Source organism: Candidatus Dependentiae bacterium, from assembly GCA_018266175.1.
Taxonomy (GTDB): Bacteria; Babelota; Babeliae; order Babelales; family RVW-14; genus JAFEAY01.
On record JAFEAY010000027.1, the window covers coordinates 1 to 17,980 of the forward strand.

At 42.4% G+C, this 17,980-nt stretch carries 24 protein-coding genes; 21 read left to right on the forward strand and 3 right to left on the reverse strand.

Features of this window, described 5'->3' with window-relative positions:
- The first annotated feature begins 13 nt into the window (after nucleotides 1–13).
- The 11 genes from JST56_07025 to JST56_07075 all read left to right on the forward strand — a co-directional run bounded on the left by JST56_07025 (nucleotide 14) and on the right by JST56_07075 (nucleotide 9,058).
- Nucleotides 14–1,276, forward strand: coding sequence for a hypothetical protein (locus tag JST56_07025; GenBank protein MBS1988710.1), 1,263 nt, complete (start codon nucleotides 14–16; stop codon nucleotides 1,274–1,276).
- 50 nt (nucleotides 1,277–1,326) lie between these two features.
- Nucleotides 1,327–1,665: a hypothetical protein gene (locus JST56_07030; protein MBS1988711.1), complete on the forward strand. Its 339-nt coding sequence runs from the start codon at nucleotides 1,327–1,329 to the stop codon at nucleotides 1,663–1,665.
- 59 nt (nucleotides 1,666–1,724) lie between these two features.
- A complete protein-coding gene (locus JST56_07035) occupies nucleotides 1,725–2,003 on the forward strand; it encodes a hypothetical protein (protein ID MBS1988712.1) in 279 nt (92 codons plus the stop codon).
- The gene (locus tag JST56_07040) at nucleotides 2,000–3,439 is read left to right on the forward strand and encodes a hypothetical protein (protein ID MBS1988713.1); all 1,440 of its coding nucleotides are present in this window, start codon (nucleotides 2,000–2,002) and stop codon (nucleotides 3,437–3,439) included. Before JST56_07035 ends, JST56_07040 begins: the two co-directional genes overlap by 4 nt.
- Nucleotides 3,440–3,642: 203 nt before the next feature.
- A complete protein-coding gene (locus JST56_07045) occupies nucleotides 3,643–5,685 on the forward strand; it encodes a hypothetical protein (GenBank protein ID MBS1988714.1) in 2,043 nt (680 codons plus the stop codon).
- 2 nt (nucleotides 5,686–5,687) lie between these two features.
- Nucleotides 5,688–6,461, forward strand: a complete 774-nt coding sequence (locus JST56_07050; GenBank protein MBS1988715.1) for a site-specific DNA-methyltransferase — start codon at nucleotides 5,688–5,690, stop codon at nucleotides 6,459–6,461.
- Between the two features lie 6 nt (nucleotides 6,462–6,467).
- Entirely contained in the window at nucleotides 6,468–7,202 is a 735-nt protein-coding gene (locus JST56_07055) for a hypothetical protein (GenBank protein MBS1988716.1), read from the forward strand.
- On the forward strand, nucleotides 7,202–7,459 hold the full coding sequence (locus JST56_07060) for a hypothetical protein (GenBank protein ID MBS1988717.1): 258 nt from the start codon (nucleotides 7,202–7,204) through the stop codon (nucleotides 7,457–7,459). The genes JST56_07055 and JST56_07060 overlap by 1 nt, the downstream gene beginning before the upstream one ends.
- A 6-nt stretch (nucleotides 7,460–7,465) precedes the next feature.
- Complete coding sequence (locus JST56_07065) at nucleotides 7,466–7,819, forward strand: hypothetical protein (GenBank protein MBS1988718.1); 354 nt, start codon at nucleotides 7,466–7,468, stop codon at nucleotides 7,817–7,819.
- A 1-nt stretch (nucleotide 7,820) separates the two neighbouring features.
- Nucleotides 7,821–8,438 carry a hypothetical protein gene (locus tag JST56_07070; protein MBS1988719.1) on the forward strand — a complete coding sequence of 206 codons (618 nt, stop codon included), beginning with the start codon at nucleotides 7,821–7,823 and terminating at the stop codon, nucleotides 8,436–8,438.
- 8 nt (nucleotides 8,439–8,446) lie between these two features.
- A complete protein-coding gene (locus JST56_07075) occupies nucleotides 8,447–9,058 on the forward strand; it encodes a glycoside hydrolase family 19 protein (protein MBS1988720.1) in 612 nt (203 codons plus the stop codon).
- 52 nt (nucleotides 9,059–9,110) lie between these two features.
- Here the strand turns inward: JST56_07075 and JST56_07080 are convergent, their stop codons facing one another.
- Entirely contained in the window at nucleotides 9,111–10,436 is a 1,326-nt protein-coding gene (locus tag JST56_07080) for a phage integrase SAM-like domain-containing protein (protein MBS1988721.1), read from the reverse strand.
- Nucleotides 10,437–10,508: 72 nt separating this feature from the next.
- Nucleotides 10,509–10,757 (reverse strand): hypothetical protein, encoded by a 249-nt coding sequence (locus JST56_07085; protein ID MBS1988722.1) that lies wholly within the window; start codon nucleotides 10,755–10,757, stop codon nucleotides 10,509–10,511.
- Between the two features lie 430 nt (nucleotides 10,758–11,187).
- Here JST56_07085 and JST56_07090 point away from each other — a divergent pair, with 430 nt between their 5' ends.
- A complete protein-coding gene (locus JST56_07090; protein ID MBS1988723.1) occupies nucleotides 11,188–11,739 on the forward strand; it encodes a hypothetical protein in 552 nt (183 codons plus the stop codon).
- Between the two features lie 237 nt (nucleotides 11,740–11,976).
- On the opposite strand, the gene JST56_07095 is transcribed toward JST56_07090, so the two are convergent.
- Complete coding sequence (locus tag JST56_07095; GenBank protein MBS1988724.1) at nucleotides 11,977–12,372, reverse strand: helix-turn-helix transcriptional regulator; 396 nt, start codon at nucleotides 12,370–12,372, stop codon at nucleotides 11,977–11,979.
- Between the two features lie 170 nt (nucleotides 12,373–12,542).
- Here JST56_07095 and JST56_07100 point away from each other — a divergent pair, with 170 nt between their 5' ends.
- From JST56_07100 to JST56_07140, 9 genes are all read left to right on the forward strand, one after another.
- The gene (locus tag JST56_07100) at nucleotides 12,543–12,803 is read left to right on the forward strand and encodes a hypothetical protein (protein ID MBS1988725.1); all 261 of its coding nucleotides are present in this window, start codon (nucleotides 12,543–12,545) and stop codon (nucleotides 12,801–12,803) included.
- A gap of 338 nt (nucleotides 12,804–13,141) precedes the next feature.
- On the forward strand, nucleotides 13,142–13,399 hold the full coding sequence (locus JST56_07105) for a hypothetical protein (protein ID MBS1988726.1): 258 nt from the start codon (nucleotides 13,142–13,144) through the stop codon (nucleotides 13,397–13,399).
- 13 nt (nucleotides 13,400–13,412) lie between these two features.
- Entirely contained in the window at nucleotides 13,413–13,715 is a 303-nt protein-coding gene (locus JST56_07110; GenBank protein ID MBS1988727.1) for a hypothetical protein, read from the forward strand.
- 123 nt (nucleotides 13,716–13,838) lie between these two features.
- Nucleotides 13,839–14,225, forward strand: coding sequence for a hypothetical protein (locus JST56_07115; protein MBS1988728.1), 387 nt, complete (start codon nucleotides 13,839–13,841; stop codon nucleotides 14,223–14,225).
- A 25-nt stretch (nucleotides 14,226–14,250) separates the two neighbouring features.
- A complete protein-coding gene (locus JST56_07120; GenBank protein MBS1988729.1) occupies nucleotides 14,251–14,730 on the forward strand; it encodes a hypothetical protein in 480 nt (159 codons plus the stop codon).
- An 11-nt stretch (nucleotides 14,731–14,741) separates the two neighbouring features.
- Complete coding sequence (locus JST56_07125) at nucleotides 14,742–15,200, forward strand: hypothetical protein (protein ID MBS1988730.1); 459 nt, start codon at nucleotides 14,742–14,744, stop codon at nucleotides 15,198–15,200.
- Between the two features lie 226 nt (nucleotides 15,201–15,426).
- Entirely contained in the window at nucleotides 15,427–16,386 is a 960-nt protein-coding gene (locus JST56_07130) for a group II intron reverse transcriptase domain-containing protein (GenBank protein MBS1988731.1), read from the forward strand.
- A gap of 27 nt (nucleotides 16,387–16,413) precedes the next feature.
- The gene (locus tag JST56_07135) at nucleotides 16,414–16,797 is read left to right on the forward strand and encodes a hypothetical protein (GenBank protein ID MBS1988732.1); all 384 of its coding nucleotides are present in this window, start codon (nucleotides 16,414–16,416) and stop codon (nucleotides 16,795–16,797) included.
- Between the two features lies 1 nt (nucleotide 16,798).
- Nucleotides 16,799–17,962, forward strand: a complete 1,164-nt coding sequence (locus JST56_07140) for a DUF2800 domain-containing protein (protein MBS1988733.1) — start codon at nucleotides 16,799–16,801, stop codon at nucleotides 17,960–17,962.
- The last annotated feature ends 18 nt before the right edge of the window (nucleotides 17,963–17,980 follow it).

Consider the following 17,980-nt stretch of genomic DNA (forward strand, 5'->3'; position numbering starts at 1 on the left):
CAACTGGATGACTATGGAGCCTGCCAGCGATGATGTTGTATTCTCTGACCAGGATGATAATGTCCGCAGGCTATACGGTAATCCCTACAGGGTATTCAAGCTTAATATCGGCGGTAATTACGGTGTGCCTGAATGGATGCTGGATAAGATCAACCGCGCTTTCTGTACAGATACGTTTCTTATCAATGAAAAGCGTTATGTCAAGAACGACGGCGCTAAATTCGATGTCACCAGGTACAACACTTTCCCGCTGCTTTTCTCTGAGATAGAGCTGAGGGAGTATTATAACGATGCTGCAGGCGCTTTCTTCAATACGGCCCCGGTAACATTGTTTACCCGCCCGGGTACCTATCCTTACGTAAATACCGAATGGCGCATGCGCGATAAGAATGGTAACGAGATATTCGGCGGTGTGTTCGAGTACATAGATGCTTCTTATGATACGGGGTACCTCACCTATTTTAATAACGTTGTGGTACCGCAGCACGATCTTCAGGGGCTATTCTCATGGGTGGATGATAACTTTACCTATACAAACGGTGAGGATGAATCCTTTATAGTGGTTACCAAAGCTTCGGTAAGCACAACTTATCTGGAGGCAACGGTAAATATTACTGACACAACAGCCCCGTTTCAGTACACACAGGGCGGCACAGGCTTTCATATCCTGGTACCTGATTCAGATCATCTGCCTCCGGGCATCGTTACGGAGCCGGGTAACAATAGTTTGGGCAATCCGCTTACTGTTACGCAGCTCTATATTTATAACACCACAGGTAATAAGGTTTGGCGGCTATACACCTTCGGTAATTCTATGACCGTGCTGCAATTCCCGCAGCAATCTAATAAGGTTACCGCTATAGACCCCGCAACAAAGGTATCTTCAAAGCTTCGCAAATTCGGCTGTTTCTTCCAGAACTTCGGCGCTGTATCGCTTGATCTTAGTTTTCTGGCCCCCGCCAAAGACGAGTTGCGGGAATTGGCCATAAACAGCAGCAATATTACCGGCATTACCGCAGGCTGGGCCTCAGCTTTAGTATCGGGTAGCTACAAGCCGTTCAAACTGCTTCGGTATGTCTATTTGAATTATAACAGCCTTAACAATGCTGCCGAAGATGCTTTCTTTAATGAGTTTTACGGTAGCACCAACTATGCTTACAATGGTGGCTGGGGGCAAATCAATATGGTGGGTCAAAGCCCGGCAGCAGCTCCAACGGCAGCGTCTACCACTGCAAGAAATGCCTTGACCGCGCTGTTTTATTCCCTTACATGGTAGTGCGTCTATAGCAATTTCACTAAGGTATAGCGCGCGGGTAATTTTGGTTCATGTCCTGCGAAGAAATAGATCTGTATGGTGCCGCCACTAACCCTATAAGGGTAGGCTTCGGCGATACCTTGCCTCTTATTATGGACCTGGTAGATGCTAATGGAGATACGATCCTTACCAATACCGCTGTTTTAAAGCTCCATATCTATAAGTATAACGGTGTAGAGGTGACAAGCCTTGCCGGTACTGTGGATATGGTAGATGAAACCGTTACGTTCACCTTCACTACTCCCTTCTGGGCTAAGTTGTCTGCATCGCAGGATTATGATTATAAAATGATCCTTACGGACGGTGCACTGGTAAAAACTGTATTGGCTGCAAAATTCATCATCTGCTAATGTGTAACTGCGACAATATAACACCAGGTGCGACTGCTAACCGGATCATCGTTAAAAGTGTGGACCGTTACAGCGTTACTGTGTATCGCGGTGGTAAGCCGGCAGCATGGAAGTGGGCTGATACTGTTGAGGTACCTGTAAAAGTATCTGTTGTTACCAATGATCAGCTAAAGCACCAGATCGCACCGATCATATTCCTGGATGGTGCGCCAACCAAGTGGGCAAAGCTGGGTATTGATCACGATCCGGTAGCCGGCACACTTGATTTTAGCAATTATACACTCGCTGACGATGGAGAGATCGCCGGCGATATAGACTTTATGTATTTAGACGTATGAGACGAATAATATTTTTTATTGCAGTACTGCTTCATGTCTCCGCAACTGCTCAGGTAGGTACGGTAAAACCTTTAGGATCTACCAACCCGAAGGACATAAACCGCGTACTTGGTAGTCTGCAGGTGGATAGCATCATTAAGCTATTGCGATACGCGAGTACTGATACCTGCAAAGTGTTGGGTGTGTCTCCTGATGGCAGCTTTGTACTTCGTGATAAATGCGTAGGCAGTGTAGCGGTGATAGATAGTAACACGTTCGTTACCATTACCCGTCTAAAGGACAGCCTCGCGGCCATACGTGCATCCATCAGCGGTGCAGATAGCAATGTATATACTACTGTTACCAGGTTGCGGGATAGCATTACAGCACTTGAAAACAGGATACTGGCGAAGGGTTATTTAACTACAGAGGTTGATGGCAGTGTAACCAATGAACTGCAAACACTTTCACTACCTGACAGCCAGCACATAGCCATTAGCAACGGGAATACGATATCTGTGCCCTGGCTATCATCCTATACGGAAATAGATCCTTTATATGAATCAGAGAAAAATCAATATGCCAAATATGCTGATACAGGGGTTAGAATAGCTACAGAGTATAAAAGAAAGCAGGATAGCCTGTTAGCGGCTACTAATGATGCATTGAAATTACCCTATTCAGACACTGCACAGCTTTTAAATAATTACAATAAAGCCTTAGAAAAGCTCGGGGCTGGTAGAAATGCTAAAATATATACTTGCATCCTACGCCCTTCTATTGACGGTTCTAACAATATCACATGGCGGTTTCTCGGATGGAGCGATGACCATGATACCTTACATGCAGCAAGCATTACAGTGAACGGTACTTACCTACAGGTTAATTTTGATACTACCTGTAAAAGGGTGTTAGTGTGCATCGCCACCCCTGATGATGACATGGGCGCCGCCGGTGTAACAGTAGGTTGTAAGGGGAATCTCGATAACATACAAATTTATGGCTCTGCACCCCGTGGCGCGTGGGACGGATATTTTACCTGGACTGGTGGAACATTCACGCCCGAATATGCCATATCAGACATAATCTTTGATACGAGTGTATCACCAACCTATAGCTTTAAAATAACGAACCCTACGCCGATGAATCCAAATTACGGCAACGGACTTTCTTATACATCAAACTATTCAGGTCAAAACTATGCCAGATGGTCTGTACAATACATGGGTAATCACGGTTACACCGTAAGCCGGTTAAACGATCATTATAATCCAACATTTACCGTACTGGACGCAGCGGGGAATAAAGTACCTAACACAGCTTTTACAAGTACCGATTTGTTTATGATTAAAACCGGCATGGACAGACGGTTTTCTATGAGCTGGAATTTCAATGTAAACAACTTCATCACTTCAAATTCTAATATCTGGCTTTTTGCCATGATGGTAACATACTAAGCATGAAAAGGATTTTAGCTATACTATTGGTTTTATGGAGCATCCAGGTAGATGCACAACCGTGGTTTTGGGGTGATGTAGTGAATTACTTTAAGACTTCAGGCAAAAAGATATATGATATCAATACCAGTGGCGATACAGTTAGAATATTTGATCCTGCCACAGGCAAATTAATTATACGTAGCAAATCAGGCTCCGGGGGTTTGCAGATAGACCAGGAAGGTAATGTTACGAACATTCTTACGCAAACATCTTATGGTAACGGTAATAGCAGAAATGCCGTATTGCTTCAAAGGCAATCGAGGGGAACTATTAATAACCCTAACGCGGCAACCGTAAGCGGCGATTTGATCGGGGCCTGGCAAACGCAGGGCAATACCGGTAGTGCATTTCTAAACAGCAATTACCTCTTTATACAAGCTGCTGAAGACTGGAAAGATACCGGTAAACATGCCGGGGCAAATGTGCGATGGCAGATATATGGCACTTCAAATAATGGAGCCGGCGGTAATGATACTTCTTTAAAAGATAGGCAGCAGTATAGTTCAGCTACCAATACATGGGCCTTTATACCCATAGGTGCTTCTTATAATTATAACGGTGGTCTTGGTATAGGTCGACCAGGAAATCTAATTTCAGGAAGGCTTGATATAGGTATAGGATTGCCTACAGAAACGGGGGTTACTATAAGAGGTGCAGCAAGTCAAACGGCAAACCTATGGCAGCTGCTCAATAGTGTTGGTAGTACATTAGCGTCTGCAGATGCGAATGGGAATATAGATGCCCCTAATCTTATAGATAGCGTAACAGTTCGCAATGACAGTTTATTTGAATGGAAGAACGGGGTTAAAACATTTCGTTACCTGCATACAGCAGGGGCAGGAGGTGGTATTACATCGCTTAATAGTCTGACAGGCTCGACACAAATATTTGCTACCGGGACAAGCGGATCTGATTTTAATATCAGCTCATCAAGCACTACACACACCTTTAATATCCCTACTGCTTCAGGAACAAACAGGGGTGCTTTATCCCCTACTGACTGGACAACATTTAATAATAAGCAAGCTGCATTAGGATTTACCCCTGAAAACACAGCGAATAAGGCTACGTCATTTAGCACCATCAATAATACTTTGTTCCCTACGGTTCAGGCCTGTAGTACTTATGTTGCAAACGCCATATCTGCTTTATCTTCTGTATATGCTCCCATCACACATACCCACGCATGGACTGATATAACCAGTACACCCACAACAATAGCAGGATATGGGATTACTGACTATAACAGTTTATGGGATACAAGATTTGCCACTAAACACAGGATTGACAGCGCAAACTATGCCGATACTGCTAAATACGCTTCTACCTCGGGTAATGCTATTAACCTGAATGGTCATGCAGATACCTATTTTACGCCTGCTAACGGTACGATTACAGGGGCAACAAAGACAAAAATAACCTACGATAGCAAAGGGCTTGTAACGGCTGGTGCGGATGCTACAACAGCAGATATAGCAGCATCTACCAATAAAAACTATGTAACCGATGCGCAATTAGTAGTTATCGGTAATACTTCAGGCACTAATACAGGTGACCAAACGAGTGTAACGGGCAACGCAGGTACGGCTACTACTTTACAGACAGCACGGAACATTTATGGTAATAGTTTTAATGGTTCGGCTGATGTTACAGGTATTATATCATCTACCTATGGTGGTACAGGTAATGGGTTTTTCACAGTATCGGGGCCAGCCACAAGCGCAAAAACATTTACATTCCCTAATGCTAATGCCACTATAGCCCGTACTGATGCAGGGCAGACTTTTACAGGTGTGCAAACATTCAGTTCATCGCCTGTTGTTAGCTCCTTTACTAACACGGGTACTCACTCTTTACCAACGGTTACGGGTACTATTGTTGAGTATGTAGAGGGCAATACCACATCTGCATCTACCATCACACCAACTGGTGATGCCAGGCAGAACTATTACGATGTAACTGCTTTGGCAACAGCCCCCACATTCGCAGCGCCAAGCGGTACGCCTGCTAACCACAACTTACTAACCATACGCATAAAAGATAACGGTACAGCAAGAGCGTTAACGTGGAATGCAATATACAGGGCGGGTACTACGGTATCACTCCCTACCACCACCACGATAAGCAAGACCATGCACGTACAATTTGAATATAATAGCGCAGATACTAAATGGGATCTGGTAGGCGTAGTAGATGGATTTTAAATATGGTTGAACTCAATAAAATATATAATGAAGACTGCTTAGAGGGTATGAAGCTAATACCTGATAAGAGTATTGATATGATATTGTGCGATCTTCCCTATGGCACAACACAATGTACATGGGATTCCGTGATACCATTCGATAAACTTTGGGCGCAATACGAGCGAATAATAAAGGATAATGGGGCTATTGTTTTAACAGGCTCACAGCCTTTTACAACTGACTTAATAAACAGTAATAGAAAACTTTTTAGGTATGAAATTATATGGGAGAAGACCCAAAAGCTTGGGTTCTATGACGCCAACAGGAGACCATTGAAAGGGCATGAAAATATTCTGATTTTTTATAAAAAACAACCTATTTATAACCCTCAAAAATACAATGTAACTGAAAAGTCGAGGGTGAGGAAGCAAACAGGATCCCGTTATGTAGGTTATGGGGATAGTAATATAGGAGAATATATTTATGACGGGACGAGATATCCTCACAGCGTTATTAAAATAAGTAATTGGAATGGAGCGTTATTTGGAGATAATAGCAAAGCAACAAAACATCCTACCCAAAAGCCTGTGCTTCTCTTTGAGTGGCTTATTAAAACATATACCAACGAAGGAATGGTAATACTTGATAATTGCATGGGTAGCGGTACAACAGCAATAGCTTGTATCAATACAGGACGTAATTATATAGGGTTTGAAAATGATGCTAACTATTATCATATGGCAATTGACAGAGTACAAAAGCATTTAATAGAAAAGACTGCAGGTATATCATAATTTAAAATGAAAAGACTATTAACCATATTACTGTTTTTACCTCTGTTGGCAACAGGGCAGTACTACATGGGGCAGAAAGCTGCAGGTGGTGGTGGCGGGTTGCCAACTACAAACCTGTGGGGTGACTATAATGCAGCATTAGGTGTAACGCAATCTGCAAATAGGGTAAGTTCATGGGCAAACCAAAGCGCTGGTGCAGGTTCAGCGGCGGTGCAGGCAACAGGTGGGGCTCAACCTTTGTGGGATGGCACCAGTAAAATCACCTTTACCGGTAGCAGAGCTGATAAAATGGTCATTACCGGGGCGCTAACTACCGAATACACCATATATGCAGTAGTAGCAAATACCATTACAACAAATGGTGACGGCGCGTTTCAGATTGGGGACGATAACGGTAGCGGAACAAATCTATACGCTTTCGTGACTCGATCTTCTGGAGTAAATAATTGGAAAGTATTTACCAGTACAGGCTCTATTACTAATACTACATCATTGACTAACGGTACTCACTATATGCTAAAAGTAAAGGTTAATGGCGCATCACCAAACTCTTATGCTACAGTGAATAGTGCTGTTACTACTGGCAGCCTGGGCACGACTTCTACAGCAACCAATCTTACTATAGGGTATTTGGGTACTAACTCTTCATCCTTTGTTTTAGAGCGATTGATAATATACCGTGGTGCACACAATGAATCATCTGTAGCATCTTATTTAACATCAATATACGGAGTACCATAATGACTGACTTAGAAAAAAAAGAGATAAGAGGCGTAACGCTTAAGCTGGTATGGACTATTGTTATATCTGCAGGTAGCTGCATTATGGTGGGTGTTGGTCTTTATAACAACATCATCAGCGAGATAAGAGATAATAAGAGTGATTACAAGCTGACAAACCAGCATGTCGATTTCCTGGAAAAACGAGTAACCAAAGCGGAGAATGATATTGAGATACTGAAGTACAAAACAAATCCACCAATACAAACTATTAAATAATAATTTATGAACACAGTAACATTTATTAACGATGGTATTATCCCTTTGCTAACAAAACACATTGATTGGGTTTCTGTATTGTTAGTGCTTTGTAGCGGCTTTTTTGTCAAAAGATATACACCCGGTACATCTATTATCCCTATAGGTAAAAAAGTAATCAGTATAGCGAGTGCAGGTAAGACGCTTATAATAGGCAGCTTATTCATTACACTGTACATCATAGTTATGTGGATGGGCGGCGAGTTGCACAGAGAAGATTATACAAAATACCTGATAAGCTATTGTGTAGCCACCAGTTTATATGAGATCATAGTAAAACCTTTTATGAAGGTGTTAGGGTTAAACAAAAAAGATGAATAGTATGAATAATAATAAAGGGGTTAAATCTCCCACATTTTTAGCTACTGCCTACGCCAGCATGGTGTTTCTTTTATATCTGCTGATGTATTTGATATTCAGTAGCTGCAACACCTCCAAACGGGCTGAAAGGCTCATAGATAAAGGGGCTCGTATTTCACCCATTACAATAGCGAAGGAGTGCGCAGCGAGATTCCCCACAAAAGATAGCATACATGAAAGTGTAGTCTATAAGCAGGGGCAGACCATCACTAAAAAAGAAACCGAGTATGTAACTATCAATTGCGATAGCATGGTGAATTTGGCAAAATCTGACAAGTCAGTAAATACCAAATATGTAAAGACACCATGCCCACCATGCGATAGCCTGCGCATTGATACTTTAGAAAAGTTGCTTTTTGTAGGCAAGGAGCTTACAGCGAATTTAGAAGTAGCCAAAGCCGAGTATAAGGAGTTGGAAGCGAAGTACAACAAATCTCAGGAAGATTCCATTGGCTTTCTGAAAGAAAAGAATAAATGGATGCAAGCTGCTTTATGGACTTGGGCCATTGTCGGTATCTATCTGCTTGTTAGATTCTTATGGGCTCGTTTCGGAGGCAAATTTATTGACTGGGTAAAATGAATACGATCATGAACAGCGATAATACCAGGAATGAGCAGGGTAATAAACTCGCTCCGCTCATAACCTTTGAGCAGCTAAAAGCCATAGCGCCAAACCTGCCAAAGAACGCAGACGTATTTATCCCTTACCTGAATAAGTACATGCCTTTATTCGGCATTGACACGCCGCAAAGAATAAGACATTTTATAGCCCAGACAGCGCATGAAAGTGGCGGCTTCAGGTTTGTAAAAGAGTTATCTACAGGTAAGCAATACGAAGGCCGTGCTGATCTTGGCAATATTCATCCGGGTGATGGCCCTTTATACAAGGGTAGAGGGCTGATACAATGTACCGGTCGCAACAATTATATGGCCTGCAGCATGGCGTTGTTTGGCGATGCGCGACTATTAAAGAGCCCTGAGTTGTTAGAGATTCCCGAATATGCCGTAGCTGCTTCATGCTGGTTCTGGTCTATGAAAGGGTTAAACAAATTCGCTGATTTGCCTGATACCTGGAGAAGCAAAACAAAGAATTACAGTCCGTTACAATACATCACATACCTGGTGAACGGTGGGCAAAATGGTATTGCAGACCGCGAAGCATATTATAAAAGAGCTTTATCTACTCTCTCGACAGGATAAAGTGTTGTTTTCATACAGGAAAGATAGAAGGTCCGGTTTCTACCGGGCTTTTTTATAATCCTCCCTTTTCTTCATATTCCCTATTGGCCGCTGTCCTGATACGCTTTGCGTATATCTTAACCGTCTTTTCAGATACAGCCATCCATTCAGCTATTGTGGCCTCACTATACCCCAGATCCAGCATAAGCGTAGCGAATGTATGCCTGCCTATGTGGGTGGTTATCTTCTTTTTGATCTTACAGATTGCGGCTATCTCTTTCAATGCCTCGTTAACGGTAGGTTCGGCGTAGTTACAGATCAGGTTTTTTTCTTCGATATACTCGATGACTCTCTTGAGTCGTGGGCTTTTATGGTATGGGAAATATACCGGCTCACCGTTCTTTTTGGCGCTTACCTTTATCCGGTTGGTATCGATCAGCTTTTCCAGCGTGAAGCGCATCCAGTCACTAAACCGTAGCCCGGAAAGACATTCTATCAGGAAAAAGCACGCAACTACTTCATGCACTCGGCTTTCAAACTTTGGGATTTCATCCCATATAGTATCTATCTCTGCAATTGTAAGGTAGCCACGATCAGGGTTCTTATATACCGGTGACCGGTACCCTGCTATTTGGGCCATGTTAAACAAGCCTTTCTCAGAAGCTTTCTTAAGGATCTGCCTTGTCCGGCTCATGAGTACGGGTAGGGAGGTATCTTTGTCCAGTTCTTTAGCGTTCCATGCTTCGTACCGCTCCATCCACATAACATCAATACCGGCAAAGTGAATAGGCATCCCGGAACATTCTTTATCCTGGTAGCGTTTTAGTCTATTTAATATCCCCTGCCATTTTTTTACATTGTTATCGCTGTATCGTTTGTTGTTATCTGTTTTGCTCTTTCGGGCCTGCGATATGTAAATAATGAACTGCTGGAAGAAATCTACAAAATCAGATTTACCATTGCCGTTCAAAGCAGTCTCAATCACCTGGCGGGTGATATCCTGTTTATTGAGTTTTAGTACCTGGAAGTGTTTTATAATATCGTTAACCTGCGCATTGATATCTGTATTGATAAAGTCAAAACCTATACAGGAGGGTTTAACGCAGTTTCTGGTTTTATCCCAATGCTTCTCTTCTATTTTATAACCGAGTGATCTTTTGAGGTATTTACGCTGTCCGGATAATAGGATTATGATATATAGATAACCAAAGCTATCTTCGGTTCGCTGCTTTTGAAAGGATAATTTAACGGTAGGGAGTTTGACCACTGGGCATAATTTTCGGAAACAATTTATGTAAATTATCACACTTAACCACACTAAAGCACACTTTTGAATTATCCTATATTCCTTTGCAGTAGCTGCTATAAGCACAAAACCCGCATCAGTAGCGGATTTCATGTTTTAAACTGTGGTAGCCTCGTCAGGAATTATTTTTACATCTGAAATCCTGTATTTCGGAAACATTTACGGTTAAATACGGTCTTCTTCTGCTCTCACAGCATCCAAAATAGCCTCGATATCGTCCGAAGTAAGGAACGCTGCCTGTTCACCTTCAACCATCCATGTCCAGCCCTTGCCCAGGTATTTTACGATAGCGCCCACATAGAAGTTATCGATCATTACATGATAAGAACCACCGGCACCGCCGTGAGGCATATTTACTACTACGTGATGATCTACACCGTTAATGTTAATGACTTGGTCTATTATTGTTTTCATGGGTTTTGATGCTATATTAGCAGTAAACTTACGAACATATGAGTAACTGGAACTGCTGGTACGTAAAATCTGTAAATGATAATGTTGTAGTAACTATTGGTACAACAACGTACAATGACACAGCGATTAACCTTGCAAATAATTATCCCTCTTTGTTCCGTGGTGGCACAAGTCAGGACGGGAATAGTATCGCTCTGTGTGCGGATCTGCCAACCGGTACCCCGATTCCTTTGTCGGCTACAGTAAATGGCACGTCTCAACTTTCTACACAGTGTGAATTGGATATATGGGGTAATCCTCGTCCTCCTAACAAGTAATGAGACCAAAAACAGTAAATATCATTCTGATCTTTTTGCTCGTGGTTAATTTTATCACGAGCAAAATTGATTTTGAGCTATTCGACTATAACTGGGATTTCGGGTTGATGTGCATGAGTCTGCTCCTGGTCCAGGATAAGTATAAAACAGTTCGTTTTTTTAATATCTCTGCCGCCATTGTATTTGCCGGGCTAATGATAGATAAAGCTTTATTTAGGCAATATCATCTGGAGACCGATGATTATATTATTTTCAGCATGGCTGCGATAACGGCTTTATATGCAATATTTAAATTCAAAGAAAAGATAGAGCCTGATAATATTCTGCTACTTATAGTGACACTCGTTAAAATTGTTTCAGAGCTTACTGTTTACGGCAACGACAAGCTTATTAAGTATTATGCATTCCATGATTTCAGGTCTTATTTTGAAGTGGGTGGTTCTATCGCCAATCTTCTGATGGCTATCTATATTTCCCGGAAACTTGTACCCATTTATTTCATGCCAGTGCTTTATATGGCATTTATGGCCGTTGAGCTATTTGAGTATATAGGGGGCAATCCCTATGTATTTGGCATACACGAAGCCGCAATAACCGGTCTGGTATGTTGGGCCCTGATGCTTACACGTAAACTTATCCCTCAAGTTCTGATTCAGCGTCCATAATCAGCTGGTCTAGTATTTCCAATATTTCTTTACCAGTATCGATGCTGGTTGATTTGCGCCTGATCTTTACTCTGATAGCTTTGAGCCTTACCAAAGGGATCATAAATAGGATTGCTACGGATAGGAATCCGTAAACTGTTAGATAGAACTCGTTTGCGTATGTTTGAGCGTCCATATATAGAGGGTTGGGGGTATTAAAACTAATAATATTCAACGCAATGGTTACTGTTGTTTTTCTCAGTTGCCATTTTTCTTTTTACGCTCTCTCAATTCCTTTAGATATTTAGCTTTCTCTTTTATCTCTAATTGTATTCTCAGCTCCTCCTCATCAAGTTCGGCAAGTGTTTTCCCGGAATAATCATCTATAAATTGTTGAAGATCAGCAAAGAAGCCTGTCTTTTTTGGCTGTTTGATATTATCATTTTTATTATTTGCGTCACTAACAACTTCGGTTGGATTTTCGCCAAACACTTGTTGGATTTTGTCCAGCAGTTTGTCGGGTAATTCTTTTGAATTATTTACTAAGTCGCTGATATACGATCTGTTATAACCAACTTTTTCAGCAAAATCGGTCTGACTCGTTATCTTTTTACGCCGCTTAAGCGAATGTATATATTCTCCTAAAACGTTCATTATCAATATATTTTTATATAGCGTAATAAAATATTCCAAACTTTACCAAAAAATGTTTGGAAAACAAACAAATGTTGGATTATCTTTACATCAACATCGCAAAAACGATGCAAGGTAACAGCGAAAGATACTAAATAAATAGAACAGTAAGCAAATAACAATACCATAACATGCAAGCCATCAACTACGTAAAAAGGACAAAAGGTGCAGAGGTGCAGGAGCTAACAGCTTCCGGTGTGAAACTCGCAAATATGGCAATTGCTCAATATGGTGGTCTGAGAGGTACAAAATCCAGGTTAAAGGAAATGGGCGTTACGATCAGTGAAAGCACTATAGTTCGCATATCGAATAATGGTGCTAAGGGGCCTTTCTTTTATAACTCCTGGGAGAAATTCTTTAACGCCTTAATACTGGAACAAACCGCCGCCTAATGAGCCGTATAGATCAGATATACCATATGCTAAAGGTGCAGGCAGAGAAAGTAGTAAGCCGCCAATACTTCGAGCAGCATTACTATGGTGAGATGACCAAAGAGCAATGGAGGCATTTCAGGAACACATTCCCTGAATGTGTGATGCGGAAACCTGGTACAAACACTTTTGCCATCAATGTAACAAAGTGGCAAGCATCATTTCAAAAAGAAGAACAACATCAATAAACTGTTATGAATTACAACCAAATCAAATCGTTTGAAGATGCCTGTAAGGCGCTTAACATGACCACCGATCTGCCGGATTTCAGTATGCTATCTGCAGCCGAAAGGCAGGCAATGACTGACCATTATAAGCTCACGGTAATTACCAGGGCCTTGAATGGTGGGTGGACACCTGACTGGAATAACTCTGGTGAATACAAATACTACCCATGGTTCTACTGCAAAGACGGCTTTTCGTTCTTCCTCGTCGACTCCCACTTCACCGGTACCGGCGTCGGTTCCCGCCTTTGCTTCCGTAATGAAGAGATAGCTGAATACGCAGCAACCCAATTCATCGATCTGTACAAATCATACTTCACCATTAATCAATAATCAATAATCCGTTATGGAATTCAACCAGATAAAATCATTCGAAGAAGCCTGTGCGGCTCTCAACATCAGCAACGCACTGCCTGATTTCTCAGAAGCACCTGATGCAATGCAAGCTCATCTGAAAGCAGCATATAAACTGCCAATCATCATCGCAGCTATCAATAACGGCTGGATGCCTAATTGGAAAAACACAGATGAACGTAAATGGATGCCTTGGTTCTATATGAACGATGAAAACGCCGAGGGTGGCTTTTCGTTCGCCGCGTCGTCTTCAACTGCACCCTTACCTTCGTCGGTTCCCGCCTTTGCTTCCTGAGCGAAGAAGCTGCAAAATACGCTGTAGAACAATTCAAGGATCTGTATAAAGATTATTTCACCATTCCTGCATAAAAATATAGCCCCTGTGTAGGGCAGGGGCTATAAACAATCAATAACTGTTATGAACTCAAAGATAGAAAATTTTTCAAAACCAATAAGCGATACAGTCGCTGAACTAATAATAGCCTGCGGCTATTCAGAACACATCGCTTTTGAAGATACACTGCATTATAATAGTAAATGCGGCACTAAAAAGCTGAAGTTCTCAAAAGATGGCTTCATAGTATACCAGGTTCTTTTCGAACAGGAAGAAGACCGCGGAGCTGAATGGAAGACGATGTTCACTTGTTCTATCAATTACATGATAAAGGATTGTGACATGTCTAGCCTTCTGCAAACGGTTGGTGCTATTGATATCCGGCAAACAAAAGAATTCAGAGAATATCTCAACGCGTTCAAACACGGTGGTAATACGGGCTATTTCGGTCTGCACCGTGCCAGGGCTTAAATCTTCATCATTAAATAGATAACCAATGTCAACAACTGTTGAAATAGATAAAGACGCTCTGCTGAAAGCGCATAAGAGTGGCACCGCCGCTGAAAAGAAACTGCTGGAAAAGCTGCATGGTAAAGATATGTTTCAGCCTGACCTGATGCAGACAGTTAAGTCAATCGCAGACATATACAGACTTGCCGGTGTCAATGCCCGAAGCTATGCACTACCAAAAACCGCAACTGCCGATCAGATAGCCGAGAACGCCTTTCGTAAGCTGCGTTTGGCGGCGCAAATAATGAACCAGGGCTGGAAACCTGATTGGAGTAACGATAACCAGTACAAGTATTACCCATATTTCGTTTGGGATAATAAGAAAAAGGGCTTTTCGTTCGCCCACGTCGGCTGCCTCTACACCCTTACCAGCGTCGGTTCCCGCCTTTGCTTCCGTACCAGTGCACTGGCTGAATTCTTTGGTAAGACCTTCCTTTCTGAATACAACGATTTCTTAATTAACTAAAATCAATAACCGTGGGAAAAGTATTAGAACTCACAGTAGATAAAGCGTTGAACGCTTATAAAAAAGGTTCTGAAAATGACAGGACTTTGCTAGAAAACCTGTATGGTAAAGATGTTTTCAGCATGAAGATCACAGACCGCGTACAGTCTTTTGAAGATGCATGCACAGTTTTAGGGTTAGATCCGGATGCTTTTGAAGATACCGGTCTTGCAGACGATACAGTGGCGTATGAAAAGCTGAAAGTGATCGCGAAGGCACTTAACGAGGGATGGACACCTGATTGGGATAACTCTAATGAATATAAGTACTATCCTTATTTCAAAATGTGTGGTGGCTTTTCGTTCTTCCGCGTCGGCTCCTACTACACCCTTACCTGCGTCGGTTCCCGCCTTTGCTTCCGTAGCAGGGAATTGGCAGAACACGCAGCGAAAATAGGCTTCGATCTCTACAAACAATTATACACTATATAATCATTACACGGTGGTGCATCAGATGTTCCGAAGTTGGCTTTCTGGCTCTGTGGCTTTTCGTTCAACAACGTCGACTACAACTACACCAATACCAACGTCGGTTCCCGCAAATGCTTTAGAAATACTGATGCAGACCATGCCAACAAGGCAAAAGATAACATTCAACAACAGGGCGTTAGTATCCCGGCTTCTGCCGGGAGAAAGCGACCTCTCTGAAGCAAAGGATATGAAACGTAAGAACAATTTATTTCAACAGATTATCAGCCTGGATAACCTTCGGTTAGCAGATACCGAGGCCCAGAAAGGTAAGGCAAAACAGCGCGGAGTTATAAAGCACAATAAGAACAGAGAGCAAAACCTGGTCGATTTGCATGAGACCTTAAAGAACAAAACTTATCGCACAAGCTCTTACGATGTATTCACAATACAGGAACCTAAAGAAAGAACCGTGTACAGATTGCCTTATTACCCGGACCGTATAGTACACCATGCGATCATCAGGATTTTAGAGCCCATATTTGTTTCTGTATATACCGCAGATACATATAGTTGCATCAAGGGTAGAGGGCTACACCTTGCAGTTAAGAAACTGCAAAAAGCCTTAAAGGATAAAGAGAACACAACCTATTGCCTGAAATTGGATATCAGGAAGTTCTATGAAAATGTTGATCACGATATTCTCAAAGCATTGCTGCGCAGGAAATTCAAAGATGCTGACTTATTAATCATACTCGATGAGATCGTTGATAGCGCCAAAGGATTACCAATTGGCAACTATATGAGTCAATACCTGGCAAATTTCTACCTCAGTTATTTTGACCATTGGCTTAAAGAGGATAAGAGAGTTAAATATTATTTCCGCTACTGCGATGATGTAGTGTTACTCGCAGCCGAGAAACCTTACCTGCACGCTTTACTTGCAGAAGTGCGGGCTTATCTCCGGGATCATTTGAAGCTTACAGTAAAAGACAATTATCAAATATTTCCGGTTGATAGCAGAGGCATAGACTTTTTAGGGTATCGGTTTTTTCACACCCATACATTATTAAGAAAGTCTATCAAACGCAATTTGGCCAAGGCTATTCTTTACAACGATAACAAACAATCTATTGCCTCCCTGATGGGTTGGGCGAAACACTGCAACTCTATTCATCTGCTGAAAACTTTGAATGAACAAGCTGCATAAATCTTAAACCAATTAAATAAAAATACAATGACACTAACATTGACCGTAACAGCGGAAACACCACAAGAGATGGCTTCCGTTCTGCAAACCCTGGGCGGTAATACTTTAGTTACCGTTCAGCAAACAACCAACACAGGAACAAAGCCAAAAGCTGAAAAGCCTGCCAAAGAACAGCCAGAAGCTAAAACTGCGACAGCTGACACTTCTAACGTAGCAGAGAAGGAACCAAAGGCAGATAAAAGCGCAGATGAAGTAACGATTGAACAAGTGCGCCAGGCTGCTACCAAACAGATACAGGCGGGTAAACGAGATGCCGTTGCCGCATTACTCGCCGAATGTGGAGCAACTATGCTGACCCAACTAAAGCCCGCGCAATTCGCCTATTTCCTTGACAAAGCAAACGCCCTGTAATATGCCCGGCTCTCATGCAATATTATCTCCTTCTGGGGCTTCCCGCTGGCTGGCGTGTACACCGTCAGCCAGGCTGGAAGAACAGTTCCCGGACAAAAGCGGTGAAGCCGCTGCAGAAGGTACACACGCGCACAGTCTTGCTGAATTGCTATTAAGACATCAAACAGGCAGTGTTACCAAGGCAGCATTTAATAAGCTGCACGGTAAACTAAAGGAAAGCAGCTACTACGACGCTGCTATGCAAGATCATTGCGAGAATTATGCGGCCTATGTGCTGGAACAGTTCAACCTCGCTAAAAGCCATACTTCAGATGCGCTGTTATTCCTGGAGCAGAAATTAGACCTGACAGAATATGTACCTGAAGGTTTTGGAACAGGTGATGCTATCATCATTGCAGATAAAGTCATGAACATCATCGACCTGAAATACGGTAAGGGTGTGCCCGTTACCGCGGTGGAGAACAGGCAGATGATGCTATACGCATTAGGCGCTTACCATCTGTATAGCCTGCTCTACAACGTAGAGCATGTGAAGATGACCATCTTCCAGCCTCGTATTGATAATATCTCCGAATGGCAGATAGATGTTACAGAACTGCTGGACTGGTCTGAACGGGAACTGAAGCCCAAAGCAAAGCTGGCTTATGATGGTGAAGGTGAATACGCACCGGGTAGCCATTGCAGGTTTTGCAAAGCCAGGGCGGTATGTAAGGCGAATGCAGATTTTAACCTGCAATTAGCTGAGTATGATTTTAAACAGCCTGCATTACTGGAAGATGGTGAAGTTGCGCATATCCTTGACCGTGCAGACACTTTTTCCCAATGGCTGAAAGATGTACAGGAACATGCGTTGAATGAGGCCGTCAACAATGGTAAGAAATGGCCGGGCTATAAACTCGTAGAAGGCAGAAGCAACCGCAAATACACAGATCCTAAGTTGGTATTATCAACCCTAACCGGTTCCGGTTATCCGGCTGAGAATATCAGCAAGACCGAGCCGCTCGGAATTACTGAGATGGAGCGAGTATTGGGTAAAACTATATTCTCCGATCTGCTGAACAACCTGGTAGCTAAACCGCCCGGTAAACCTACGCTTGCACCGCTGTCTGATAAACGGCCTGAGTATAACAGCGCAGAAAGTGCAGCAAATGATTTCTCTGAATAACAATTGTAAACTTTTAAA

Excerpts from the sequence above, each read along its gene's own strand:
- JST56_07025 (MBS1988710.1), top strand. The coding sequence starts at position 14 with ATGGAGCCTGCCAGCGATGATGTTGTATTCTCTGACCAGGATGATAAT.
- JST56_07030 (MBS1988711.1), top strand. The coding sequence starts at position 1,327 with ATGTCCTGCGAAGAAATAGATCTGTATGGTGCCGCCACTAACCCTATA.
- JST56_07040 (MBS1988713.1), top strand. The coding sequence starts at position 2,000 with ATGAGACGAATAATATTTTTTATTGCAGTACTGCTTCATGTCTCCGCA.
- JST56_07050 (MBS1988715.1), top strand. The coding sequence starts at position 5,688 with ATGGTTGAACTCAATAAAATATATAATGAAGACTGCTTAGAGGGTATG.
- JST56_07055 (MBS1988716.1), top strand. The coding sequence starts at position 6,468 with ATGAAAAGACTATTAACCATATTACTGTTTTTACCTCTGTTGGCAACA.
- JST56_07060 (MBS1988717.1), top strand. The coding sequence starts at position 7,202 with ATGACTGACTTAGAAAAAAAAGAGATAAGAGGCGTAACGCTTAAGCTG.
- JST56_07065 (MBS1988718.1), top strand. The coding sequence starts at position 7,466 with ATGAACACAGTAACATTTATTAACGATGGTATTATCCCTTTGCTAACA.
- JST56_07070 (MBS1988719.1), top strand. The coding sequence starts at position 7,821 with ATGAATAATAATAAAGGGGTTAAATCTCCCACATTTTTAGCTACTGCC.
- JST56_07075 (MBS1988720.1), top strand. The coding sequence starts at position 8,447 with ATGAACAGCGATAATACCAGGAATGAGCAGGGTAATAAACTCGCTCCG.
- JST56_07080 (MBS1988721.1), bottom strand. The coding sequence starts at position 10,436 with ATGAAATCCGCTACTGATGCGGGTTTTGTGCTTATAGCAGCTACTGCA.
- JST56_07085 (MBS1988722.1), bottom strand. The coding sequence starts at position 10,757 with ATGAAAACAATAATAGACCAAGTCATTAACATTAACGGTGTAGATCAT.
- JST56_07090 (MBS1988723.1), top strand. The coding sequence starts at position 11,188 with ATGAGTCTGCTCCTGGTCCAGGATAAGTATAAAACAGTTCGTTTTTTT.
- JST56_07095 (MBS1988724.1), bottom strand. The coding sequence starts at position 12,372 with ATGAACGTTTTAGGAGAATATATACATTCGCTTAAGCGGCGTAAAAAG.
- JST56_07100 (MBS1988725.1), top strand. The coding sequence starts at position 12,543 with ATGCAAGCCATCAACTACGTAAAAAGGACAAAAGGTGCAGAGGTGCAG.
- JST56_07105 (MBS1988726.1), top strand. The coding sequence starts at position 13,142 with ATGACTGACCATTATAAGCTCACGGTAATTACCAGGGCCTTGAATGGT.
- JST56_07110 (MBS1988727.1), top strand. The coding sequence starts at position 13,413 with ATGGAATTCAACCAGATAAAATCATTCGAAGAAGCCTGTGCGGCTCTC.
- JST56_07115 (MBS1988728.1), top strand. The coding sequence starts at position 13,839 with ATGAACTCAAAGATAGAAAATTTTTCAAAACCAATAAGCGATACAGTC.
- JST56_07120 (MBS1988729.1), top strand. The coding sequence starts at position 14,251 with ATGTCAACAACTGTTGAAATAGATAAAGACGCTCTGCTGAAAGCGCAT.
- JST56_07130 (MBS1988731.1), top strand. The coding sequence starts at position 15,427 with ATGAAACGTAAGAACAATTTATTTCAACAGATTATCAGCCTGGATAAC.
- JST56_07135 (MBS1988732.1), top strand. The coding sequence starts at position 16,414 with ATGACACTAACATTGACCGTAACAGCGGAAACACCACAAGAGATGGCT.
- JST56_07140 (MBS1988733.1), top strand. The coding sequence starts at position 16,799 with ATGCCCGGCTCTCATGCAATATTATCTCCTTCTGGGGCTTCCCGCTGG.